Origin of the sequence: Moraxella sp. CTOTU48717 (assembly GCF_032057165.1) — a bacterium.
Taxonomy (GTDB): Bacteria; Pseudomonadota; Gammaproteobacteria; order Pseudomonadales; family Moraxellaceae; genus Faucicola; species Faucicola tetraodonis.
On the sequence record NZ_DAMBBC010000002.1, the window covers coordinates 202898 to 228999 of the forward strand.

21 protein-coding genes are annotated in these 26102 nt (G+C 43.7%); 11 read left to right on the plus strand and 10 right to left on the minus strand.

All coding sequences use genetic code 11. The features are described 5' to 3' along the window. Positions 1–8 precede the first annotated feature (8 nt). Positions 9–2747 (minus strand): heavy metal translocating P-type ATPase, encoded by a 2739-nt coding sequence (locus RT084_RS02510; protein WP_313097509.1) that lies wholly within the window; start codon positions 2745–2747, stop codon positions 9–11. A gap of 188 nt (positions 2748–2935) precedes the next feature. Here RT084_RS02510 and mrcB point away from each other — a divergent pair, with 188 nt between their 5' ends. From mrcB to purH, 5 genes are all read left to right on the plus strand, one after another. Continuing rightward, complete coding sequence (gene mrcB / locus RT084_RS02515; RefSeq protein ID WP_313097510.1) at positions 2936–5542, plus strand: penicillin-binding protein 1B; 2607 nt, start codon at positions 2936–2938, stop codon at positions 5540–5542. 208 nt (positions 5543–5750) lie between these two features. Then, positions 5751–6659, plus strand: coding sequence for a 50S ribosomal protein L11 methyltransferase (gene prmA / locus RT084_RS02520; protein WP_312383342.1), 909 nt, complete (start codon positions 5751–5753; stop codon positions 6657–6659). 222 nt (positions 6660–6881) lie between these two features. After that, the gene (locus RT084_RS02525) at positions 6882–8060 is read left to right on the plus strand and encodes a DUF3426 domain-containing protein (protein ID WP_312383340.1); all 1179 of its coding nucleotides are present in this window, start codon (positions 6882–6884) and stop codon (positions 8058–8060) included. A gap of 254 nt (positions 8061–8314) precedes the next feature. Next, a complete protein-coding gene (locus RT084_RS02530; RefSeq protein WP_227713353.1) occupies positions 8315–8644 on the plus strand; it encodes a helix-turn-helix domain-containing protein in 330 nt (109 codons plus the stop codon). Between the two features lie 151 nt (positions 8645–8795). Further along, positions 8796–10376: a bifunctional phosphoribosylaminoimidazolecarboxamide formyltransferase/IMP cyclohydrolase gene (gene purH / locus RT084_RS02535; protein WP_312383337.1), complete on the plus strand. Its 1581-nt coding sequence runs from the start codon at positions 8796–8798 to the stop codon at positions 10374–10376. A 63-nt stretch (positions 10377–10439) separates the two neighbouring features. On the opposite strand, the gene RT084_RS02540 is transcribed toward purH, so the two are convergent. The 4 genes from RT084_RS02540 to sohB form a co-directional block, all read right to left on the minus strand. Further along, positions 10440–11528 (minus strand): type I glyceraldehyde-3-phosphate dehydrogenase, encoded by a 1089-nt coding sequence (locus tag RT084_RS02540; RefSeq protein ID WP_313097514.1) that lies wholly within the window; start codon positions 11526–11528, stop codon positions 10440–10442. Positions 11529–11556: 28 nt separating this feature from the next. Next, positions 11557–13650 (minus strand): AAA family ATPase, encoded by a 2094-nt coding sequence (locus RT084_RS02545; RefSeq protein ID WP_313097516.1) that lies wholly within the window; start codon positions 13648–13650, stop codon positions 11557–11559. Positions 13651–13784: 134 nt separating this feature from the next. Beyond that, positions 13785–14447, minus strand: coding sequence for a DUF1543 domain-containing protein (locus RT084_RS02550; protein ID WP_313097519.1), 663 nt, complete (start codon positions 14445–14447; stop codon positions 13785–13787). Between the two features lie 109 nt (positions 14448–14556). Then, on the minus strand, positions 14557–15549 hold the full coding sequence (gene sohB, locus RT084_RS02555) for a protease SohB (RefSeq protein ID WP_313097520.1): 993 nt from the start codon (positions 15547–15549) through the stop codon (positions 14557–14559). A 250-nt stretch (positions 15550–15799) separates the two neighbouring features. Between sohB and aspS the strand changes: the two genes are divergently transcribed. The 6 genes from aspS to RT084_RS02585 are packed head-to-tail and all read left to right on the plus strand — an operon-like array spanning position 15800 to position 21716. Continuing rightward, entirely contained in the window at positions 15800–17620 is a 1821-nt protein-coding gene (gene aspS, locus RT084_RS02560; RefSeq protein WP_313097522.1) for an aspartate--tRNA ligase, read from the plus strand. A 22-nt stretch (positions 17621–17642) separates the two neighbouring features. Then, a complete protein-coding gene (locus tag RT084_RS02565) occupies positions 17643–18587 on the plus strand; it encodes a lysophospholipid acyltransferase family protein (protein WP_313097523.1) in 945 nt (314 codons plus the stop codon). 18 nt (positions 18588–18605) lie between these two features. Then, entirely contained in the window at positions 18606–19388 is a 783-nt protein-coding gene (locus RT084_RS02570) for a glycosyltransferase (protein ID WP_409418396.1), read from the plus strand. Further along, entirely contained in the window at positions 19385–20176 is a 792-nt protein-coding gene (locus RT084_RS02575; protein ID WP_227716741.1) for a hypothetical protein, read from the plus strand. The genes RT084_RS02570 and RT084_RS02575 overlap by 4 nt, the downstream gene beginning before the upstream one ends. After that, positions 20136–21005, plus strand: a complete 870-nt coding sequence (locus RT084_RS02580; protein ID WP_313097526.1) for a hypothetical protein — start codon at positions 20136–20138, stop codon at positions 21003–21005. Before RT084_RS02575 ends, RT084_RS02580 begins: the two co-directional genes overlap by 41 nt. Positions 21006–21026: 21 nt before the next feature. After that, on the plus strand, positions 21027–21716 hold the full coding sequence (locus RT084_RS02585) for a hypothetical protein (RefSeq protein ID WP_312113698.1): 690 nt from the start codon (positions 21027–21029) through the stop codon (positions 21714–21716). Between the two features lie 67 nt (positions 21717–21783). Here the strand turns inward: RT084_RS02585 and RT084_RS02590 are convergent, their stop codons facing one another. The 5 genes from RT084_RS02590 to RT084_RS02610 all read right to left on the minus strand — a co-directional run bounded on the left by RT084_RS02590 (position 21784) and on the right by RT084_RS02610 (position 26055). Further along, positions 21784–22485, minus strand: coding sequence for a glycosyltransferase family 25 protein (locus RT084_RS02590; RefSeq protein ID WP_313097528.1), 702 nt, complete (start codon positions 22483–22485; stop codon positions 21784–21786). A 19-nt stretch (positions 22486–22504) separates the two neighbouring features. Next, positions 22505–23260, minus strand: a complete 756-nt coding sequence (locus tag RT084_RS02595) for a hypothetical protein (RefSeq protein WP_312113702.1) — start codon at positions 23258–23260, stop codon at positions 22505–22507. Between the two features lie 27 nt (positions 23261–23287). Beyond that, entirely contained in the window at positions 23288–24160 is an 873-nt protein-coding gene (locus RT084_RS02600) for a glycosyltransferase (protein WP_313097529.1), read from the minus strand. 10 nt (positions 24161–24170) lie between these two features. After that, on the minus strand, positions 24171–24998 hold the full coding sequence (locus RT084_RS02605) for a glycosyl transferase (RefSeq protein ID WP_219331116.1): 828 nt from the start codon (positions 24996–24998) through the stop codon (positions 24171–24173). Between the two features lie 112 nt (positions 24999–25110). Continuing rightward, complete coding sequence (locus tag RT084_RS02610) at positions 25111–26055, minus strand: branched-chain amino acid transaminase (protein ID WP_007116868.1); 945 nt, start codon at positions 26053–26055, stop codon at positions 25111–25113. Between the last annotated feature and the right edge of the window lie 47 nt (positions 26056–26102).

The window sequence follows — 26102 nt, forward strand, 5'->3', positions numbered from 1 at the left end:
TTGCGCCATTAAGCACGTTTGAGACGTAACGCATTAAGCACCACAAACAGTGAGCTCAATGACATACCAATCGCAGCCAACCAAGGCGGCACATAGCCTAACGCAGCGGGTATCAGTACGATAAAGTTATACCCTAGCGCCCATTTGAAGTTTTGGGCAATAATGCGATCGGTCTTGAAAGCCACCTCACGCGCTTTTGCCACGGCTTGGATTTGACCATTGAGCACCAAAGAGTCACTGGAGACTTGCGCCAAATCTGCCGCACCCGCCATCGCAGTTGAGATATTGGCAGCGGCAAGTACCGGCGCATCATTTACCCCATCCCCGACCATTTGCACGATGTGTCCTTGCTGCTGCAGGGCTTTTAAATGTTGTACCTTATCATTCGGGGTAAGACCTTTATAAACCGTGTCAATACCAAGCTCGCGCGCTACCTCAAACGCCTGAGCACTAGGATCACCGGTGAGCATCAACACCTGCGCGCCTTGGTCTTTAAGATGTTTAATGGTAGCTAAGGCGCCTTCTCGGACTTTATCATGAAAATAAAAATGCGCCAGTGGTTGCCATTTTTTGCTTAGGCTATCTTGTCTCGATAAGGACACACTGGTGCTAGCTTGGTGTTTGCTCAAATTTGGCAGTAACCCATCGTCTAATCCTGATTGCACTGCAAAACCATGATGACCTAGACGATAACTTAGCCCATCAATCGTAGCTTGCAGACCGCCCCCCGGAATGTGTACCAAATCGCTGGTAGCGGGCAAATGCATTTGCCGAGTCATTGTCAATAACGCATGAGCAATGGGGTGACGACTACCCACTTCAAGGCTCGCTGCAATACTTAAAAAATGGTTTTTTATCTCGTCTTCGTTTTTGGCGTCATCTTCAGTAAAATCTACTGAGGGATTTTGTTTAACACCATACGGTACATCCAGCGTTTCAATCGCCATCAAATTGGGTTGACCGTACGTCAATGTACCGGTTTTATCAAACGCCACATGGGTGACTTCAGCGAGTGTGGTAATGGTATGCCCGCGGGTCGCTAAAAACCCCAGACTTGCTAGTCGATTGGTAGAAACGGTTAATGCGATGGGTGTGGCCAATGACAAGGCACAGGGACACGTAGCGACCAATACGGCAACCGTTGCCCAAATGGCATGACTGGGCTCAATAAAATACCAGGCCAAAAACACCATACTGGCAATCACCAGTACCCGCGCGACAAACCAGCGTGCCAGTTTGTCTGCTTTTAAAGCGATTTGCGGTTTTTCACTGAGCGAGCGATTCACTAGCCTATCAATCACGCCCATTTGGCTGTCATTGGGTAATGTGGTGATTTGCATCACAAACGGCTGACTGTCATTTTGGCTACCGCCCACAATGCTATCACCCAAGCGTTTGACGATTAAATCACTCTCCCCGGTCAATAAACTTTCGGACACCGTGGCACTATCTGACAGCAAAACACCATCACTGATGATACTGCTACCGGCATCAATGCGGACAATATCACCAACTTTTAGCGACTGGGCCGAAACCATTTGCTCATTATCACCCCTGTTGGCAGGGTCTACACTAAGTGACTGATAAAAAAGGTCTTTATATTGACTGGCATACAGCGTCACTTGTGAGGCATCGATATTCTCTAGCACTAACGGCGCTTCATGACCCAGCTTTGCCACCAACACAGGCTCGACGACTACCAAATCATTGGCTAAATTGGCAGCTTTTAGCCTGGCATTGTGCTCGACAAATTTGCCCGCCAATAAGAAAAATATCAGCATACTAACCGAGTCATAATAAGTCTCGCCTGTGCTGGTCAATGTCGCATATAAACTTGCCAAAAAGGTAATGACAATGGCGATACTAATCGGCACATCCATATTGACTTGGCGGGCTTTAATCGCTGACCATGCCGATTGAAAAAATGGCAACCCTGCAATCAAAAACACAGGAATACTAACAAACAGCGATACCCAGCGTAAAAATTGCCGATCGTTGACGCCGATACCTGAATATTCCCCAAAATATAGCGCCACTGCGAACATCATCGCTTGCATAGCACCCAATGCCGCAATACCCAATTGAAACAACATACGGCGATTATCTCGCTTGAGCATCGCCTCATGGGTATCTTGCCGATAGGGTTTGGCATCATAGCCAATGGCTTGCACATTTGCCAAAATTTGGCTAATCGGCAGTTTTTTTTCATCCCACACCACGCGCATCCGTTGATTGGTGAGATTGACTTGGCAAGTATCCATGCCATCAAGGCGATACAACTGGGTTTCAATCAGCCAACTACAGGCAGCACAGCGCAAATTGCTGATTGACAGCTCGGCAACGCTGTGCCCTTGCTGATGGTAAATAAATTGCGATTTAATATCATCGTGGTCATACGCTTGCAGCTGATATAACGAATCAGGGAGACTGGCGGTACGATTGATTTCACTGCGGTCAAGATAGTATTGCTCAAGCCCCGCCTCGATGATACTTTGCGAGGCAAGCTGACAGCCCATACAGCACATCGCCCGATCTTCACCCAATACATGGGTAAAAAATGGCGGGCTTGGTAGCGGGTCGCCACAATGAAAACAATGCCCTTCTTCTGGCAACACCAGCTCCACATCTTGATATGTGGTAGTAAATTTGCTATCCGCCTCATTATGCGTACGGATAGGCGCATCGGTCACAACCGACCGGTCAATATCCGATTGTTTTGCCCCAAATTGGCTATTGTTTGGCATCATCAAATCCCCTAGGGCAAAAAACCCTAACTCACCCAAAAATGACTGTTATTGTACTCCAAAACCGTCTATTAAAGTTCAAAAATCCTGTATAAACGTGGCAAAATAGCACGATGTTGACATTGTATTTTGGCGTGTTTTGGGTCATGATAAAGCACTTTTTTATACCCTTGATCGTGACGCATTTTTGTATGAATTCAACCGTTATCTCTGCCGCTAAAAATCGCCAAAACCCGCCTAAATTCCAGCATCACTCAAACCAACAAGGGATGTTTATCCTAAGCTTCATCTTTGTGGTGGCAGTATTGGGCGGCTTGGTCTTGCTTGGGTTATATTTGGTGCGCCAAGATAATGTCATCACCCAAAAATTTGAGGGCAAACGCTGGAATATCCCTGCAAAAGTGTACTCGCAACCGTTAACGTTGACGGTGGGTAATCCCCTTAGCGATGATGAATTGGAAAATTGGTTAAATTTACTCACCTATGCCCCTGACCAAAACTATGACAATGCCGGGACTTATACCAAAAAAAATGGCGAGTACTATATTCATACCCGCGAATTTAAATTTGCCGCCAACGATACTGAGCCATCGCAAATTATTAAGGTCACGCTCAAAGATAACCAAATTGAAAAATTACAAAGCACCCATCCTAATCCATCGGGTGTGGCGCGGGTTGAGCCAATTTTTATTGGCGGTATCTATCCAGACAACAATGAAGATCGCATCGTTTTAACCATCAATGACTATCCGCAGCCATTAATTGATGCGCTGGTGGCAACCGAAGACCGCAGTTTTTATCAGCATCACGGCGTGTCTATCCGCGGGATAGGACGTGCGATTTATAGCAATTTTATGGGCGGTTCACGCCAAGGCGGCTCCACCATCACCCAGCAACTGGTTAAAAACTTCTATCTCAACTCAGACCGCACTATCAAACGTAAAGCCAATGAAGCAGTGATGGCGATTTTGCTGGAAATGCATTACACCAAAAGTGAGATTTTGCAAGCCTATATGAATGAGATTAACTTAGGTCAAAATGGCAATCACTCTATTAACGGGTTTGGGCTTGCCTCGCAGTTTTACTTTAACCGTCCGCTAAAAGAGCTTCGACTCGACCAAATGGCGATGCTCGTAGGGCTTGCCAAAGGTCCTACCCAGTACAATCCGCTACGCTACCCCGATGCTGCCCTAAAACGCCGTAACGTGGTGCTGAGTAATATGCTGATAACCGGTAAAATCAGCCAACAACAATATGATGAAGCGGTGCAGCAGCCACTGAGCATTTCTTACAATCCTGTGATTGGTAAAACGCGTTTTCCAGATTATTTAGACGTGGTCAAGCGAGAACTTACCCGTACCTATGATGCCAACGATCTCAAAAACGAAGGCTTAAGAATATTTACCAGTTTTGATCCCAACGTTCAAAAAACCGCTACCAGTGCGGTCATTCAAAGCGTCAATCAGTTAAAAAAAAGTAATCCCAAACAGCTCACTAATTTGCAAGCCGCCCTAGTCAGCGCCAATCCCAACAACGGTGAACTGCTCGCTGTGGTGGGAAGTAGCCGTGATTTTACTGGGTTTAATCGCGCCGTCGATGCCAAGCGCCAAGTTGGCTCTTTACTCAAACCGATTATTTACTTAACCGCATTTGAGCAGGGTCGTTACAATTTATCAAGTAGTGTCGATGACAGCCCAATTGTGCTAAAAATGACCGATGGTAAGACATGGACACCCAGCAATTACGGTGGCGGCAGTCATGGTATTGTCCCACTCACCAGCGCTTTAGCCAATTCCTATAACCAAGCCGCGGTGCGTGTGGGCATGGAAGTCGGTATTCCCAATTTTTTAAATCAATTGTACCGTATGGGTATCAACAGCCCATTGCCCAATTATCCATCTACCTTGCTTGGCGCGGTAAATCTATCGCCCATGGATATGTTGGGGATTTATCAAGTGCTGGCAACAGGTGGCTTGCGTCATGAAATTCATACCATTCGCACGATTATTGATGACCAAGGACGAGTGGTTCAGGGCATGGAACAAAAAAATCAGCAAGTCATCAACCCTACGGCTGCCTATCTCACCAATTATGCGATGCAGCAGGTCATCAAGCAAGGTACCGCCAAAGCGGCGCTATCGCTCGGTGACAATCTCAATCTTGCAGGTAAAACAGGGACTACCAATGATTATCGCGATGCGTGGTTTGCAGGCTATAGTGGTAATGTGGTCAGCGTTGTTTGGGTCGGTTTAGATGACAACAAACCCACAGGCCTAAGTGGCGGTAATGGCGCTTTGCCGATGTGGATGAATTTTATGAAGCAGCAAAAGCTTACCCCGGTTAATCTTATCGCGCCAGGCAATATCGAATGGCTATGGATGGAAAACGGCAAATCACAATTATCCAATGAAAAATGTCCAAATGCCATCTATGTACCTGTTGATACTGACAATCTACCGCAAGATAGTAGTGAATGCGCGGTGCAAATTTATCAACGTGAGCAAGAAGCAAGATTTGCGGCACAGCAACAACAGGCAATGAGTGAGTTTGGACAAAGCCAACAACAGCGCTATGACAATATTGAGCGCAGACAAACCGAGGCAGATACCATTGGCAATAACCCACCTGCAGCCAATCGCTACCAAAATGAGGGTGGCTATACGCGGAATACGCAGACCAACCCCAATAATCCTAATAACCCCAATAATGGCGGCGACCCGACACATACTAACCAACCACTCAATGCGGCGCCGCGCTCGCAGTCTTGGTTAGAAAAATCGGTTAAAGAAATGTTTTAGAGACGATAACAGGCAAACCTTCTTATTTGCCCTTGTCTTTAGGTGTTTTGGCTTGGGTGCGCCAAGCAATAACATGGGCGTTTTCATTTTTGAGTCACATCGCATTTTTGGCTGAATGCGTTTATACTACCAAGCCAGCGCGCTCGCCTTTTATTGTTTCATTATTTTATTTTTTCATTATTTTATTTGTTATTTTTAAGGACTTTTTATGCCTTGGCAGCAATTACATATTCAATGCGAAAAATCGCAAGCCGAACTGGCGGAAACCTTGATGCTAGAAGCCGATGCGCTCAGTATCAGTTTAGATGATGCGGGTGACCAACCGCTATTTGAACCATTGCCAGGTGAATCGCCATTGTGGGATGATGTGATTGTGACTGGGCTATTTGATGGTGATTGTAATTTGGAGACTTTGAGTCAAGATATCGCCAATGATGTGGTGGCGACGCGCGTGTGGACCAGCCGAGTGGATGACAAAGATTGGGAACGTGAGTGGATGAAGAACTACCATCCCATTGAATGTGCCAATGGACTTTGGATTGTGCCCAAATGGATGTCACCCCCTAACCCCAATGCGATTAACATCATCATGGATCCAGGCTTGGCATTTGGCACAGGTTACCATGCGACGACCCGTCTTTGTATTGATTGGCTGACAGAACAGCCCCTGCAAGATAAAGTAGTAATTGATTATGGGTGCGGCTCAGGTATTTTGGGCATTGCGGCGCTTTTACTAGGCGCAAAACAGGTGTATGCGGTCGATATTGACCCCCAAGCAGTCTTAGCAACCCATCAAAATGCCGAGCGCAACCATGTGGCTGACAAACTACAAGCATTTTTACCTGAGCAATTTAGTGACTATTGTAAAGAGCAGGCTATTTTGCCCGTGGACTTGATTACCGCAAATATTTTAGCCAAACCGCTAATGAGCCTTGCCCCTTATTTTGCGACATTATTGAAATCTCAAGGTAGCATTGTGTTGGCAGGTCTGATTGAAAACCAAGTAGAAGATGTAAAAGCTGCCTATCACCCTTATTTTGAGATGGATGGCGAATTTACCTTTAGCGCGCAGGAAGATAAACATTGGCATCGCCTTTCAGGTTTTCGCCGCGCGTAGAACAAGTCGCGATTCGTATAAAAAGCCTTACAAGGCGGTAAGGTTTTCTTTTCCCCGTCGAAGCCTAGTGACAGCCTAACAACATAGCTAGCAGGCTAGTGAATATAAATTCTAGAAAATTTGTTGACTTTATTTTTTATTCGTCATTAAATGATTTAACACACGACATTATTAAAAATCAAAGACGCAAACTAAAAATGCTAAAAGGGAAGTGATGTTGCGATGAATTTGTACAATGCCAAATGCCCAAACTGCCAACATGCATTTAAAATCAACGATGAACAGTTAGCCATTAGACATGGGTATGTTCGTTGTTCCCATTGCAAAACCATTTTCTCAGCCGCTGAACAGCTAGAACAAAAAAAATTTGCTAACAACAATCCACTTTCAAGTTCAAACCATCAGACGTCCTCGGCGCTCATTGATGATAAATCTGAGGAGATTTTATTTGACGATGAGTCAGGTATTGATGAAGCCGGCAATCTCATTGTCGATGAACCCGTTAAACCCATCTCACCCTATCCCTTGTCACAATCTCATACAAAATCAGCCTATGCTAAATCAAACAGCACCATAGATGACTTAGAGATTATAGACAATTTTGACCAACTACCCATAGCCAAAAATAGCAATCCCAAGGTATTGATTGGCGATGAGGACGCCGTTGAAGCGATAGACCTCGCCCAAGATAACGAGACGTTAGGCGATGAGCAGGCTTGGCTGCTAAGTTTAATGGCACAAGCGGATGACAACGAAGCAGCGGACGACACAGCCGGCGCCAAGCGAAGCATGGATGGGGTATTTAACACAGATATTTTTGACCAAATTCCGATTGATACTCGTAGTGAGCAACAAGCAGATTTGTTAGCCTATCAACAAAAGATCGATGAACGCTTGTCGCAACAAGTTTCCTCGCAGCAATTGGCGAATGCAAAAATTTTTAATATGCGCATTATTTGGGGATTAGGTAGCTTACTATTAGTCTTTTTGTTAGCCGCGCAATATATTATTTTTAACATCGACACCCTAATCACTTCAAAAGCAAACGCGCCCGTGCTATCAACTATTTGCCATAAAATACCCGCCTGTCAATTACCTCTGGCTGATACCGAGCTTATTGATGTGCAGATGCTTGCGCTTGCCCATTCATCCAAACAAGCGGGGAAAACTGACTTGGTATTTACTCTGACCAATACCACGGATAATAATATTGTCTACCCGAGTGTTAAGGTTTCACTACGCAGTGGCAATACCATACTCGCGCAAACCCTACTCACCCCTAGCCATTATTTGGAAGCCGGTAACAATTATTTGATGCCGCATCAAATAAAACCCATCAAATTGCGGATTGATTTTCCAAAAACCCAAGTCCAAGCCGCTAATATTGAGCTAGTTTATTAAATTGTTTTAGCTTAATTTCAATTGAGCTTCTTTTTAGCTTCATTCCAATATTGACGTGCCAAGCCTATAGTACCCACTATTTATCGCACAATTTTACATATTGTAAACAACTTAAGCTTGCTATCGCTTTCATAATTGTTTTAGTATAAGTACTAATAACTTTATTATTCGTCTTGATATTTAAGTTTTATTTAATCTATCACCTAACGAATCATTCAATAAATTTGTCAGCAAATTTAGTTTGAGAATCTGTTATGCCCAATTCTGTTGCTTTACAAAATCGCGCCAAGTATTCCAATATGTCAGATAGCCCATCTAATCCATACACTACCCATACCTCCTCGCAAACTTCACCCAGCGCAAGCCTAGCTCATCACATTGAGCTTGTGGTGCGAGAGTACTTCGATAATTTAAAAGAACAACAACCGACTCAGCTGTATGAGCTTATGTTGTCACAATTTGAAAAACCGCTAATCAGTGTCGTCCTTGAACATACCCGCGGCAATCAAACCAAAACCGCCGAGATTTTAGGACTTAACCGCGGTACATTGCGGAAAAAACTCAAAACCCACCAATTATTATAATTGATAAAAATACCCGCTTTTTTATGATAAGATATCCCCATATTTAGGGATTTATAGAGTTGGGGTATTAAAGTCAATCAGTCAGTTCGTCATAACTGACTTTTTGTTTTTTCTGCCCCCAGTGTTTTTTTGTCAACGAGTCGAGTCAATTATGAATCAATCTTATGCATTGCTCTCTGTTTCTGATAAATCGGGTATTGTGGATTTTGCCAAAGGTCTAATCACCCACGGTTTTCGTCTGCTATCAACGGGCGGCACCTACAAACTACTCAAACAACATGACTTAGCAGTGACTGAGGTCGCAGAATACACAGGTTTTGCAGAGATGATGGATGGTCGGGTAAAAACCCTGCATCCAAAAATTCATGGCGGTATTTTAGGTCGCCGCGGCACTGATGATGCCATTATGCAAGAACATGGCATCGACCGCATTGACATGGTCGTTGTCAATTTATATCCATTTGCCCAAACCGTTGCTAACCCGAATGTCACCAAAGAAGACGCCATCGAAAACATTGATATTGGTGGACCTACCATGGTGCGTGCCGCGGCAAAAAACCATGACCATGTCAGCATCGTGACAAGCCCCAACGATTATGCAGCAATCTTGGGCGAACTAACAGCAAACGGTCGTATCAGTGATACCACCCGATTTGATTTAGCGGTAAAAGCATTTGAGCATACCGCACATTATGACGGTATGATTGCCAACTTTTTAGGCAATCGCCTGCAAAGCTTTGAATCGGCTGACCAATTCCCGCGTACCTTTAACGTGCAAATGGATAAAACGCAAGACTTACGCTATGGTGAAAACCCCCATCAACAAGCCGCTTTTTATGTCGAAAAAGCCCAGGTAAATGGTCAAAAAGAGGCCAGTATTGCCACTGCCAAGCAATTACAAGGTAAAGAACTATCTTACAATAACATCGCAGATACCGATGCAGCGTTAGAATGCGTGAAATCGTTTGATATGCCTGCGTGTGTCATTGTTAAACACGCCAATCCTTGTGGAGTAGCCGTGGATGCCGACTTAACCAATGCTTATCAAAAAGCCTTTGCCACTGACCCAGAATCTGCGTTTGGCGGTATTATCGCCTTTAACCGTGAATTAGATATCAAAACAGCAAAAGCGATTGTGGATCAGCAATTTGTTGAAGTCATCATCGCCCCAAGCGTTGCCGACGGTGTGCTCGATGTCACATCTGCCAAGAAAAATGTGCGCGTGTTAGTCTGCGGTGAATTACCAAACCCAAGTGAGCGCCAAGCCCAGTTTGATTTCAAACGCGTCACTGGGGGTTTATTGGTGCAAGCGCAAGATTTGGGCTTAGTTACTTTAGATGATTTAAAAGTAGTGACAAAAGTACAGCCGACTCAGCAACAATTCGATGATTTGCTGTTTACTTGGCAAGTCGCCAAATATGTGAAATCCAACGCGATTGTGTATGCTAAAGATGGGCGTACCATTGGGGTGGGCGCAGGTCAAATGAGCCGAGTGAACTCAGCCCGTATTGCCGCGATTAAAGCTGAGCACGCTGGTCTATCGCCTGTGGATGCGGTGATGGCATCAGATGCCTTCTTCCCATTCCGTGATGGTATTGACAATGCCGCAGCGGTGGGGATTAAGGCGATTATCCAGCCCGGTGGCTCCATGCGCGATGACGAAACCATCGCCGCAGCCGATGAACATGGCATTGCGATGGTGTTTACCGGTATGCGTCATTTTAGACATTAATTTTTGTTAGGCATAAAAAAGGCGAAACTGACTAGGTTTCGCCTTTTTTAATTAATAATTTTTTTATAGTCTCGCTAAGGTTTGGCAAATATCAAGCATGCGATTGGCATAGCCCCATTCATTGTCATACCAAGCAAACACTTTAAACTGCCGCCCCACGCTCATGGTCTGTAAGCTATCAATCACCAATGAATGCGCATCATGGATAAAGTCACTGGACACCAATGGCTCATCGCTGTAATCCATGATACCCGATAAATCTTGTTCACTGGCATGTTGTAACAGCTGATTGATAGCGGGAACATCCGTGGCTTTGTCAAAGGTAAATGTCACATCAATTGCCGCGACATCCATGGTCGGTACGCGGATAGAATACCCATTCACCTTGCCTGCCATATGCGGCATCACCCGATTGACCGCAGCGATACTACTTGATGTGGTTGGGATAATGTTATGCCCAGAAGCCCGTGCACGGCGCAAATCACGGTGGACTTGGTCAAGCACAGTTTGGTCAGCGGTCACCGCATGGATTTCGGTCATCATTGCTGATTCGATACCATAGGCATGATGCAATACATATAGTAAAGGCACGAGCGCTTGGGTGGTACACGACACGCTGGATAAAATCTTTTTATCACGGCTAAGCTCATGGTCATTGACGCCCACTACGATACTGGCATCTACATGATCAAACGGAGCAGCCCCAATCATCACCTGCTTGGCGCCCGCGATAATATGCTGCGACGCCTGTTCATAGCTGCGAAAATGACCCGTGCTCTCAAGCACCATGTCGATACCCAGTTTTTGCCAAGGTAATTTGCTGGCAATGGGCTGCTGTATCAATGCAATTTTTTGCCGAAATTCTCCTTGGCTTAATAGCAAGAAATGCTGTTGTTTTTCCCCCAAATCTACTGTTTTTAATTCAATATGGATATCACTGACCGCCGATAATCGACCGTGGGTACTGTCATATTTGAGTAGATGTAATAGGGTTGCTGGCTCAGCAATATCATTGATGGCGACGATATTTAACGGCTGTAATTGTAAAGGATTTTGACAAAACCGTTCGATATAAGCACGTAGCACGTTGCGCCCAATACGACCAAAGCCATTAATAGCAATGTTAAAAGGTTTGATGGTGGAAGCATTCAATCAGGGATATTCCTTACTAGACAAGTGCTCAATTGCCATGCGGTTTTAAAAACAACAAGGCAAGTTTGACATCATTATAAGAATAGGCGTTTCTTAATTCTTCGACAATCGCGCGAATTTTGATTTTGCCATCGTTATCTTTATCGCGTTTGTCATCGCGTTTGGCTATTTTTTGATACGCCTTGTCAATCGGCTGTAGCCATTCGTCTTCAGGGCGTAGATGCGCTATGTTGGCGCGGGGGAAATGCTCAGCAATTTTCTCGATATGCCCCATCACGGTTGATTGGGCGAGATTACGGGCTTGCGCAATTTCTGCGATGGTCAAACTTTCATCCAGCAGGGCTTTGGTTTCAAGCACCGTGGGGGTAATGACGCCTGCCGCATCATCCGCCAAAGATTGCAGCTGCTGTACAGCATGGCGACGTTTTTCCATCAGTTTTTGCTGTTGTTTGGCGCGATTTTCATACGCGGCGATTTTTTCTTTATCCAGCGTACCCCGGCATTGAATGATAAATTCACGATGAAGGTCATTGAGCTGTTTTTTACTGTGTGTCAAAAATTCACCTTCTTGCTCTGCACTGATCGCCTGAAATCTCTGATCAGCCCCACGCGCTAAGGGATCAAGCTGTAAGCTTAATTCATTGACGCCCAGTAATTGTAGTCCAGATAGCTGCTTTAACCGTGATAAAGCCACATAGCCCTGCCCTTTTTCAAAGGTTTTCGACAAATCTACTTCTGCCGCATCCAGCGTCATGCCTTGGCTTTTGTGAATGGTAATCGCCCACGCCAGCGTCAAGGGGATGTGATAATAGGCAGCCAGTATTTCGCCGTCTTCATCATCAATACGCCATGAATCATATTCGGCGATGACTTTGCGGCCGTCATTGAGCTCAACCAAGGGATAAAGTAACTCTGACAGTTTGTCATCAGCTGTGTCTATCGCGGCGGTATCATCCTCATCCCTATCCTCATCAGTGTGGTGAGTTTGTTGTGATTGACCGCCATTGACTTCATCCAGCAAGTCTGCCATATCGGCTTGTTGTTCTTGTTCGATGGCATCGAGCAAGGCACTTGCATCTGCTGCCAGCGCTTGTTCATCGAGCGGCTCAGATGGGTGATTGTCTGATGGGCTGTTTTTTGATGGACTATCGTCTGTTTGTTTATTTGGTTGTTTATTTAGGGTGGTGGCAACAAAATCAACTACCTTGCCCATGGTACCATTTGACACATTGAGCTCGGTGTTGTTTTTGATAAACATCACTTTTGCGCCAAGTTTGAGCACGAGTTCGGGGGTATTGCGTACGGATTTTTTTAGCGTCTCGACCAGCTTTTCATCGCCTTCTCCCCAAGCGCGAAAAGTATGCGCCGCTGTGGTAAGTTTGCCAAGTTCCTGCTCATTGATGGCTTGCACGTTGACATTGTGGGTAAACAGTCGGGTACGGTTGTCGGCTAGCACATGCTCAGCCGTAGCAGTCAAAGCAGGCATGATATGGGGGGTAAACTGCTGGCTACGAATCTGATTTAAAATCGCATTCAAATCCAAGCCATAATACGTGTTGCCTGCCACCGCTGTTTTGTCAGTTTTCTGACGGTGCTGCTCGGATAAATAGCAAATTTGAAAATCTGCATCCAGCCAAGCTTGCGCCATAAAGGCAAATTTATCACGGTTGCTCTCATGGGGCTCACCAATCGGTGGCAACTGAAAAAAATCCCCGGCAACCAATAGCTGTATCCCACCAAACGGCAGTGTGTTTTCTTTGATGGCTTGTAGCACTTGGTTAATCAGCTCAAATTGCTGTCGATGCAGCATCGAGATTTCATCAATCACCAATACTTTGGTGCGCTCAATGCGCTCCGCAACCACCGTGCGTTTTTTGATTCGGGCGATGTCTTTGGCAGTTAACTCATTACTGATACCGATGCCTGCCCAGCTGTGAATGGTCATGCCGTTCATGTGGGTGGCAGCAATGCCTGTGCTTGCCGTCACCGCGACCGCCACATCCCTTGCGCGCAGATAATGCAAATACTGATTGATGGTATAGGTCTTGCCCGCCCCTGCTGAGCCTGTTAAAAATACATTTTTACCAGTTTTAAGGATATCAAGGGCGGTGGCTTGTTTCATTGGTTATACAAAGCTTTTGTAGATAAAAAGAAGGGGTTAAAAAAAGCGAGTTGAAAATGAGCCTACTATAAAGGCAAAGCCGAGGAAAGGCAATGATTGACAGCGCCAAAATACGCTATCAGACGCTTCACCGGTTAGTCAATCATGGTTTTGATTTGCTTGAGACTTAAATAACCAATATGCAGCGCATCGTCAGGTAGCTGATTTTTTTCAGGCTCGGTTAATGGCTGAATGGTTAATGCCACATCATTTGGCAGTAAATCAGCCACACAGTGAATATCATCCAAGTCGAGTTGATACTTATCATCTACATGACTGGTTGCCACGCCGCTTTTGGCGGTATCGACATTATCAAATGTATAATCTTGATAAAATGCCGTTTTTTTAACTTGCGCCGTTGCTTTACCTAGCGTCTCGGCTATCACAAGTGTTTTATAATGAAATTCTTCAAATTGACCCGGTAGATAACCGCCTAAATTGACAAAATAAAGTTGTTTGCCTTGACTATCTAATTTGTTATCTACCCTTTCATCTGTCAATATATTATCTGCCAGCGCGTTATCTTTTGACAATCCATCCTTTGACAAGCTATCTGTCGACAACAAAATTTGATAATTACCCACCCGCTTCACTTCTCGCCATGCGTCTAAGTGCCAATTGTTTTTGACTGCCGGCCAGTGCTGATTGACAGTCTCAATTGTTTCACTTAGGCTATTTGCAATCACAAACATCACATCATGCTGTTCAATGAGTCGTCCTTGGGGACGCGCCCCGATTTTTAACATAAATAGTTTCATAGTTATACGCCCAAATGTGTCGCCATTAAAAAGTTAAAAACCTGCCAAGCCTCACAGGTTTTTATCACAGGTTTTTATTATCCCAGATTTTTATTATCTAATCTTACGGTTATTTTTTGACCATCGGCATTTTAGCGCTTTCTAGCTTTGCCAAGGCATCTGGTAGTTTATCAATCGCTGTCGCTACCACCGCTTGTGCCGCTTGCGAGATGCCTAGCTTTTGCGCGATGGTCGGTTTTTGGCGAGATTGAATGGCATACAATTCGCTATCTATCATCTTGTCTAAAATATAACTATCCGATGTTTGCAGGGCATCGACCAAATTGCGCGTTATCGCATCTTCACCGTACCAATGCTCACCGGTTGCCACTTGTTCAACATCCAAACTTGGACGGTATTTACGCACAAAGTCTTTAAATAGTTTGTGCGTTTCTTCCAGTTCTTGCTGGAATTTTTGTTTGTCTTCTTCGGTATTTTCACCAAACACGGTTACCGTGCGTTTGTATTTACCTGCGGTAAATACTTCGACATCGATGTCATGTTTTTCTAATAAATCATGAAAATTAGGCACTTGTGCCACCACACCAATCGAGCCCACCACCGCAAATGGCGCCGCCAAAATTTTATCAGCCACACACGCCATCATATAGCCACCACTGGCGGCGACTTTATCAATACAGACCGTTAAGTGTAGCCCTGCTTCTTTTATACGTGCCAACTGCGCTGCCGCTAGACCATACGCGTGTACCATGCCACCTGAGGATTCAAGACGCACAATGACTTCATCTTCAGCTTGCGCAACCGTCAATAGCGTACTGATTTCTTCACGCAGTTGCTGTACTTCAGTGGCTTTTATATCGCCATGAAAATCCAGCACAAAACAATTTTTGTTAGCGGGTTTATTTTTGAACAGACCAAATTTTGAAGGGGTTTTTTTGGGATTGTCTTTTTTCGTCAAGTCTGTCAATGCGCGGCTGATGAGTGATGTTAACCCTTTATCATTCACCATTTGCAATTGTAATTGTTGTTTGCGCTGGGCTTTGACTTTATTTAAATGGGTGACTTTCATTTCAAGCGGATGTTTGGCGTTTTGAAATAGCATAATAACTCTCTAATTAAGGGCTCTAATTAAGGAAAAAATTGACACAATGGGTTTTATATAGCGTTTATTTTGCTGTTTTCAATCGCTTATCCACACAATATTCGCGAAATGTCTGTGACAGGCATGGCTAGTGGAGATGCATGATAAACCGTGTTTCATATTGTGAAATTTGAGTAAACAAGGCATAATATTCGTTTATAAAAATTTTTGCTACTTCGTACATTACGAAAAATATTGGGATTGCTTCATTATGATGCGTACACACTATTGCGGGCTTGTCACCGAAAACTTAAACGACCAAACCATCACTATTTGCGGTTGGGTGCATCGTCGCCGTGACCACGGTGGGGTTATTTTCTTGGATATGCGTGACCGTGAAGGCCTACTGCAAGTGGTCATCGACCCAGATACCCCAGAAGCATTCGCTACAGCAGATAGCGCGCGTTCTGAATATGTGCTCAAAATCACCGGCCGTGTGCGTCAGCGTTATGCCGGTACTGAAAACAAAAACATGACCAGCGGTCAAGTGGAGTTATTGGCCAAAGACATCGAAACAATCGCCACCTCTGAGACACCGCCATTTCCCCTCAATGATGAGTTTACCAACGTTTCTGAAGAACTGCGCCTAAAATATCGCTTTTTAGACATGCGCCGTCCAGAGATGCAAGAGCGTATGAAGTTTCGTGCCAAAGCTACTTCGACCATTCGCCGTTACCTAGATGACCAAGGTTTCTTGGATGTAGAAACCCCCATCTTGACCCGTGCCACCCCAGAAGGCGCGCGTGATTATTTGGTGCCTAGCCGCGTGTCAAACGGTGAATTTTATGCCCTACCACAGTCGCCTCAGCTATTTAAACAGCTATTGATGGTGGCGGGTTTTGACCGTTATTATCAAATTGCTAAGTGTTTTCGTGATGAAGACTTACGTGCTGACCGCCAGCCAGAATTTACCCAAATCGATATCGAAACCTCATTTTTAAGTGATGAAGATATCATGAACATTGCCGAAGGATTAACCAAAGACTTGTTCAAAACCATGATGAACATTGAATTTGATACCTTCCCGCGTATGACCTACGCTGAAGCCATGCGTGATTATGCGTCTGACAAACCAGACTTGCGTATTCCTATGAAGTTAATTGACGTGGCTGATATCATGCAGTCTGTGGAATTTAAAGTATTTTCAGGCCCTGCTAAAGACCCAAAAGGTCGTGTGGTGGCGCTTCGGGTGCCAAACGGTAGTGAAATTACCCGTAAACAAATTGACGAATATACTAAATTTGTCGGCATCTATGGCGCAAAAGGTCTGGCTTATATCAAAGTCAACGATGCGAGCAACATCAACAACGGTGTCGATAAAGAATCAGGTCTACAATCACCGATTATCAAAAACATGACCGATGAGGTATTAGTCGAGCTGATTAAACGTACCGAGGCGCAAACCGGTGATATCATCTTCTTTGGCGCGGATAAAGCCAAAGTTGTCAATGATGCCATGGGTGCGCTGCGTGTCAAATTGGGTCTAGACCTAAATATGCTAACCCAAGAATGGGCGCCGCTTTGGGTCGTGGATTTCCCGATGTTTGAAGAAACCGACAGTGGTGATGGGCTGGGGGGTAAATGGACGTCGGTGCATCACCCCTTCACCAAGCCAAAAGGCACGGTTGAAGCGATGAAAAACAACCCAGAAACCGCGCTGTCTATCGCTTATGACATGGTATTAAATGGTACTGAAATCGGTGGTGGTTCACTGCGCATCAATACCTTAGAGATGCAAAAAGCGGTATTTGAAGCATTGGGTATTTCTGAAGCTGAAGCCGAAGAGAAATTCTCATTCTTACTTAACGCGCTAAAATACGGTGCACCCCCGCACGGTGGTTTGGCATTCGGTCTTGACCGGTTAATTATGCTAATGACAGGCTCACAATCGATTCGAGACGTCATCGCTTTCCCAAAAACCAAAACAGCTGAATGTCCGCTTACTGAAGCCCCTGCACCTGTGGATGGCAAACAACTGCGTGAATTGGGTATCCGTATACGCGAAAAAGACAGTAAAGCGCCACAATCTTAATCAAGCTGACACCTTTAATTAGATGAATGCCTTTACTCTCCTCAAATATGTGCCAATGTGGATGCTATATCTATTGGCACATATCGCAAGCTTTATCATTTCACTTCGTCGTGACAAAAGTATCATGAAAACGGTAGATACTAACTTACGACTTGTCTATCCTGAACTCACCGAAACCCAGCGTGACCAGCTTGCTAGAGTCTATATTACCAATCAAAGCAAAAACATGGTGGAATCGGCTAAAAGCTGGGCGATGCCACCTGCATGGTCGGTCAAACAAATTCATACCGTGCATCATCAACAAGTTTTGATGCAAGGCTTACAAAATCCCAATGGCATGCTTGCAATTGTACCGCATTTGGGAACATGGGAAATCATGAATGCGTGGCTCAACCAGTTTGGTGCACCCACCATCATGTATAAACCCGTGAAAAGTGAACAAGCCAATCAGTTTGTGCTACAAGGGCGTCAGCGCCTAAACGCAACTTTGGTACCAACCGATGCGACTGGGGTCAAAGCGATTTTTAAAACCCTAAAAGCAGGCGGCTTTAGTATCATATTGCCTGACCATGTCCCTGACCCATCTGGCGGTGAAGTGGTGCCTTTTTTTGGTATTCCGACATTGACCAGTACCCTTGCTAGCAAATTAGCCAGTAAAACCAAATGTAGCTTGGTAGGTTTGACCTGTGTACGCCGTGACGATGGACAAGGCTTTGATATTTATTGTGATGAGTTAACTGACCCCGCCTTGTATGACAAAAACATGGTGACAGCGACAACCGCGATGAACCACGCCATCGAGCGGATGATTGACCGTTTCCCCAGTCAATATATGTGGGGCTATAAGCGCTTTAAACGTGTGCCAGGATTTCCGGTTATTTATAATGCAGAGCCATCCATCGCAGTAGCGGTTCGCCAGCGTTATCCAAAACTTAGCAATCATGATATTATCAATTCACTTACTTAATATGATAATCATTGACTTATGACTTTACCAAATTACACTTCAGCGCCTACTCTGCCTGATGAAAACCGTTACATTATTTGTATGAAATGGGGCACCAAATATGGTGCTGAGTACGTTAATCGCCTGTACAATATGGTAAACAGACATTTGACGTTGCCCTTTCAAATGGTATGTTTGACCGATGATAGCACAGGGATAGATGCCAACGTCAAATGCTACTCAATTCCTGAGCTCAATTTACCCAGTAATATTCCTGAACGTGGCTGGAAAAAACTGACCACCTTTAGCCCTAAATTATATGATTTAAAAGGCACGGCGTTATTTTTGGATATTGATATTGTGATTGTCGATAATATTGATTGCTTTTTTACGTATCAAGCGCAGCACGATGACAGTGTGGTGATTATCCGTGATTGGAAAAAACCGTGGCGTATGGTGGGTAATTCATCAGTGTATCGCTTTAAAGTCGGACAACATACTTATCCGAATTTGTTATCAAATTTTGAGCAAAATTTTGACACGATTCGTAGCCAAGTACGCCATGAGCAAGCTTACCTATCCAATTATTTGCGTGAGCATCATCACCTTGAATATTGGGATGCGTCTTGGTGCGTGAGCTTTAAATACCAATGTGTGCAGCCATTTCCCTTAAGTTTTGTCAAACCGCCTATTCTGCCCAAAAATGCTAAAATAGTCATTTTTCATGGTGAAGTGAATCCGCCTGATGCCATCATGGGTAAAAGCGGTAAGTGGTATCGTAAGGTATTACCAACCAACTGGATTAGGGATTATTGGCGATGAGTGTTTCCTCAATAAAAAAGCCCACAGGCTGGAAACGCAAAGCAACTTTGTTATTTAAAAGTGAAAAAATCTTAGGTGCAGAGCCGATTTTTGCCTATTTCACGCATTTGTCGTTGGCGACCATGAAAGACACGCTGATCACGCCCGATTTGCAGATTTTTGACAGTGAGATTACGGTTAATGCGAGTGAGCCGAAACGGTTTAAGGATTTGCACAGTCATTTTACAAATTTACAACATGAATTTTTAGGGCAACCTTTACTGTGCTTGTACCATGCGGTATTGGTTGTATTGTTACGCCGAAAGTTTGATAGCGTAAACGTTTTTCAGGCGTTTGAACAGCTTTGGCAGTCGGAACAAGATTTTTTATGGCATAACTTATCCTTGCGATGGTTAGTATCTTCAGCGGATACCTTTGTGGATTTTAGCCCCAATCCTACTCGCCAAGCGATTTTTTTAAATATACCAACTTTAATCAATACCTTAAAAGTGTATGAAACAAAACTGGATTTGCTAACGGATAATAGTTTACCAAATCCCGATAAAGTCCAGGCTTATCAGCAAAAACATTTAGCCTTATATGACGGATTGCGTCATTTTCGACTTGGTACGGACGACACCTTGCACAATATGCGACAACGGTATGAAAAATTTGCTAACGTCGATAAATTTGCCGCCGACTTTTTGCTAACGGTTTTTGACCGTTTGCAAGCGGGTGAAACGGCGTTTGCTCTGATGCGACAGTATCATGAATCTGATTGGTGCGTGGGGGCAACGCGTGGCAAATAATCAATTCAAGCTACCTAATAATATTAGTATTGCTATTGTCGATAGCGAATTTGACAATACTTACCTCACCCTACCGCCACAAAAATCGGTAAATATTCTTGCCTCTGGCTCAAGTATTCATTCAGCCAATTTAAATAAAATTAGCCAACAACCGTGTATCTTTGTGAATGGCAGCATTGAATTGATGGAGACATACGATTTTCAACAGCCCGTTGCCTATGTGATAACCGACCCCCGTTTTATTCGCCATAATTTGGCAATTTTGCAAAACCGTTATCATGGGCAATGTCCGCTTTATATCACCCAAGCGGTGTTAGAAAAATTGGCAGATACTGACCGCAATTTGATTAAAAAATACGTTCAACATTTACGCCTGATTTATTCGGTGGAACGCCCGATTCGCCAACCCTCAAAGCATTTTTTGGCGAAATTTTTTAGAAAAAATAATAAACGTCTGCTGATGGATTTTGCTAACCATCCGGAGTTTGTGATTGAGGGACACGGCGAAACTGTGATTGGGGTGAGTTTGGATATCCGTCACGGTTTTGTCGAGGCAGGCACGGTGGCATTTGTGGCGACCCAATTGGCGTATCATTTGCGCTTTAGCGAGATACATTTGTATGGGATTGATTTAATCAACGCCCACGAACCCCGTTTTTATGAAAATGTACAAAATTCTGCCCCCAGTAAGCTTACCCCTGCCATTTGTAACCGTATTGTGCCATCATTCGATTTATTGGCAAAGGTTTATCAGCAGCAGGGCGTAATGGTTTATAACCATTCGTCAGTTTCTAAAGATTTGTTTAAAAATTTACCCTTTTTTGATTAACACTATTTTCTGAGTTTTTTTATGTCATTGACTTACCAACAGCTTAACAGCCCCGATAAATTTATTGTAGTGTGTTTTTTTACCCCCAACTATCACGACCATGCCTTACGCTTAAGAGGCACGTTGGATAAATTTCATCTCAATTATTATTTTGAGGAAGTGGCGGACGCAGGGTTTTGGGAAGCAAATACACGACTAAAGCCCGGTTTTATTTTACGCTGTCTGCAAAATTTCCCTGAATACGGCATTTTATATTTGGATGCTGATGCAGGCGTGGTAAAACCGCTCAATTATTTTAACGAATTGGCAGAAAAAGACATCGATGTGGCATTTTATTACACTCGTGGTTTGCCGAATATGTCGCATGATTATTTGGCAAGTACGCTGTATTTTAACAACACGCACGCCTCGCACGCCCTTGTTCAGCAATGGATTGCCGAGCAAGTTGGCGGCAAACGCACACAAGTGGATCAAGATAGTCTTGACAGTGCGATGGCAAAGTTTAAAGGCAAAATCAAAGTGGAACCACTCAATGCGGGTTACATTAAGATTTTTGATAAAGATTATGACGGTGAGGTGTATATTGAGCAATACCAAGCCAGCCGTGAACAGCCGAAACTGCGCCGGCAACTTATTCGTAAAAGAAACCGTGCAATTGGTATAATCATAATGATTATTTTGGTATTAATTACCTATTATTCAATAAAGTAATCTATCTAAAGGTAATATTTGTCATATATAAAGGTTTTGCCCAACGTTGAATCTCATTACTAAGACGTTAGAGACTGGTTTTTTCTTTCTTGATTTCAGTTCCTCGTTCTTTTCTTAAGTCACTAGATATCAAAGCTTGATTAGCAGTGGTAGCAATTTTTTTGGCTTGAATAACAATAGCTGGTAATATTTGATAGGTAATAATGTTTTTTGGATATTTTTTGACATCAAATAATAAAATATCAATCGCTTCTAGCTGTGATAACCCTCGCACAAATGTCAATAATTGTGTGGCTCCAACTTTTGACAATATATATCCTGCGGCATTAATATGACGAGAGCGTAATTCATACACCCTATGTGTATTAGAATATAGAAACTCACTTGGTTTAGCAAGATATGCTCTGCGACTAGTTTTTTCTAGTTTTACAAAATCCATCTGATGATTTTTTAGCCAGTCAATTTGAGTAAGTAGTTTTTGGCTACTTTCACCTAGTATAATATCATCTTCAAAAATTCCTATATAATATAAGTTTTCATCAAGACAACGTTGCCATAAGCTGACATGACTTAATAAGCACGCCATCTCACCTGCGGTACAATGCGATGTGTCTGCTGTCAACCCTAACTGTTGATAAACGCTGTCCGTATCAATCGGGGTAACTGCTTTAAAAAATGTAAAAGGTATGTTTTTCTTGCCAAACTCTTGCTGAATATGGGCTTGACGTTCAGTGTTGGTGGCGACATTAATGACGTAGTTTTTTAGCATAAGTTACGTTTCCGACAAGCTATTTACCTTTAAGCTTACTGATAAAGTTTTTATACCATGCTCGTTTTTTGGGTGGTTTTACCATTTTCTCAGGAGTACTAAAGCTAGTTGAACAATGAAAATTTGTGGTACTAAAAGTTTGATTTATCACTTCATCTACCCGTTTAACAAATAATTCAACATTTTTGGCATTTCGACTTTGAAATAAATGATACACGCTGTCATGAAATACCGTGCCAATCCCATAATAGCCATATGAACCTAGTAACCACACGCCATTTGGGGGTGAGGCTTCATAATAAGTAGGGTATAATGTACGATATCGAATGCCAATTTCTTCTGCTTTATAAGATAGTTCTTCTGCCACATCAGCTCGATGGGTCGGCATAAATGACGGTTTTCCAAGTTTCGCATAGCAAGGAGGCGTGATAAAAAAGAACGCGGGTGAAGCAAATATGTGGCTGGCTGGGTGCTTGTGGTTCGACACTTGCGCACAACCCACAAAGGTATCATACTCATAGACATATTGTGCAGTTTGTAACACTATATCAGGCGTTAAGGGTATCACATCAGGCTCAATAATACCGATAACTTTTCTCGTCGATTGACTAACCACTCGGGTAAGCCATTCACCATGGGGAATATTTTCTTGAGTGTACTGTACATTTAATCCATAAAATGCCATGAGCTTTTTGTGACTGGCGAGAATGTCTGGGTTAAAGTTATCCCAATGAAAAGAGTGAAGCTCTACATCTGCTAAACTTAAAATTGTCATATCGCTCTTATTTACCCAAATATAGAATTAAGATTTTTGAAAAATTGATTGTAACCAACTTGAGACCTTTGGTGTACGAGTAATGACATTGCCCTTATAGCGTTTATGCTTTTTTTTCGGAAACTCGCCAAACGGCGTAGTGCGATAGTTTTCAATACTATAGCCCGCTTGTATTGCCTCTTGATAATAGGTATCGAAAAGCTCAACCAAATCTTGACGAGGGTGCGGCAAAATCTGCCCATCAAACCAATGCGTTTTGCCCTCGGCTTGTAAGCGCGGTAAGGAATATTTATGGCTAAACTGCGTTCCCATGTCCGAATAATGCAAAATCCGAATATCCTCAATCGCTAAATCTTCGCCATCCACACAATTAAAGCTGTCTTGGTAGAGCTGTATGAGTTGCGGATTGGCTTTAAATTTTGCCATCATGTTGCTATGGCTCTCAGGATCGGCTTGTAGATGGGCGACAGGCTCAAGATAATCCTTGGCTTTTTGGCAATCCCATACGCAGGTGCACAGTCGCATCAAATCACCATCGCCTTTAGCCGCAAGAATCGCATCATCAGATATCGGGTGCTGCCATAATTTAGCGATATCGTCCAACACCACCATATCGGCATCCATATAAATCGCCCGTCCGCTAAAGCCACAATACTCAGGGATTGCCCAACGAAAGCCCGAAAACGGGGTCGCCCACTTTTCGGTATGCCAGCCCTCGCCTGTTTGCGGATTGGAATACCATACGCTGCTTGGGTCACGGCTTAACTGCATCCAGATAATCTCGACAGGCTCGCTGGTATGTTTGTGCAAGCTATAATCTAGCACCATCATCTGCTCAAGGTCGCTGTTATTAGGGTCACAGCCGATAAAGATTTTGATAGGTTGGTCTAAGTTCGCCATAGTTTATCCTCTATTCTCGCCAATGCGTTGCCACCCAATCAGTCGGCAAAATAAAATGGCGTAAATGCGAAATCGGTTTTTTGATTTTTTCAGCGGTGAATAATTGCCCTAAATGTTCTTTAGCGTTATCAGCAGAATTTTTATTGTATTGTCCTGCAATCGCATTTTGCGGATACAAATCCCCAGGGAAAATAATAATGCGTGCATCATGGGGCAGTTTTGGCGGAATAAAATAATTTAGCGGAAATGGCTGCCGGCATTTGCGGCGAAAATGCACCACCCACTCTTTGGGAAAAAGCTTAACCCCGCCTGGGGCATTACGAGTGACAAAACGCTGCTCAAAGCGATATTTATCCGCCACGCCTTGTGGATCGGCACGGAATTTTTCTAGCAAACTAACCAAACTACCGACTTTAAAGCGAAAACACGAGGTTTGACCTAGCTTCTCTAAAGGGTTACTTGGGTTATAAGATAACACCGTCTGATCGTCATCGCCAAAACTAAAAAAGTCGTCAAGGCTACCCACTATGACTACATCAAGATCTAAAAACAATACCGTTCCTGTGACATTGCCAAGCTGTGCATTCCAAAGCCGTGACTTAGGCCATTTACCAAGGGTATTGGTAGGCATCACAATATCACTGGGCGGCAAATCCTGACATTCTACTTCAGGACGGATGCCATCGGTATTGTCGGTAAAACAGACAAAGCGAAACGGCGGGTTGATATTACGGCTTACCATTCCATAGAGTTTATTAACGTAATCTGCGCCATATTTGGTGCCCCATTTGATACAAATAATTTGTTTAAGCGGGGTGGTTGCACTCGATGTTGTCATGTCACTTCCAAAGTACCGATAATTTTTCAAAAAATAAGGATAGTCATTTTAACATAACTATCCTTTTATTTTCACTTATCTACTTATTTTCACTTATATACAATTTTACCGATTATTCATCCACGTAGCTGAGCCAGTGCGCGTATTTATCATTTTTGCCTTGCACCACATCAAAAAATAGACTTTGCAGTTTTTCGGTGATTTCACCACGCGCACCGCAACCAATGACATGGTCATCATATTCACGAATTGGGGTAATCTCAGCAGCAGTACCTGTCATAAAGATTTCGTCCGCGATATAAAATTCATCACGGGTGATTCTACGCTCATGCACTTTGATGCCCAAGTCCTGTGCAAACTGTATCACCGTGCGACGGGTAATGCCATCCAATGCACCCCCTGACAAATCTGGAGTATGCAGTTCACCATCTTTGACCAAAAATAAGTTTTCCCCTGAGCCTTGACAAACATAGCCTTGGGTATCCATCAATACCGCTTCATCATAGCCATGACGGGTAACTTCTTGATTTGACATGATAGATACTGGGTAGTTGCTGACGGCTTTGGCTTTACACATGGTGACGTTTGGGTGGTGATGAGTAAAACTTGAGGTTTTTACCCGGATGCCTTTTGCCATGCCTTCTTCACCCAGATAAGCGCCCCAAACCCAAGCGGCAACGATGGTGTGAATGCTATTATCTTTGGCAGCGATACCCAATTTTTCAGAACCGACCCAAATCAATGGGCGAAGGTATGCCGATTCAAGGTTATTTTCACGTACCACGGCTTTTTGTGCTTGTAATACTTCTTCATACGAATAGGGTACAGCAAGCTGGAAAATTTTAGCTGAATTTAGCAGGCGCTGGGTATGGTCTTCTAGACGAAAAATCGCCGTGCGTCCATCATGGGTTTTATAGGCTCGAACCCCCTCAAATACGCCCATCCCGTAGTGGAGTGTATGGGTTAATACGTGGATTTTGGCATCACGCCAGTCTACCATATTGCCATCCATCCAGATAAAACCATCACGGTCTGCCATGCTGGGAATTGTTGCCATTGATTACTCCTAGTGTTTTGTTTGAAATTAAAAGTGCTTTGTTTAAA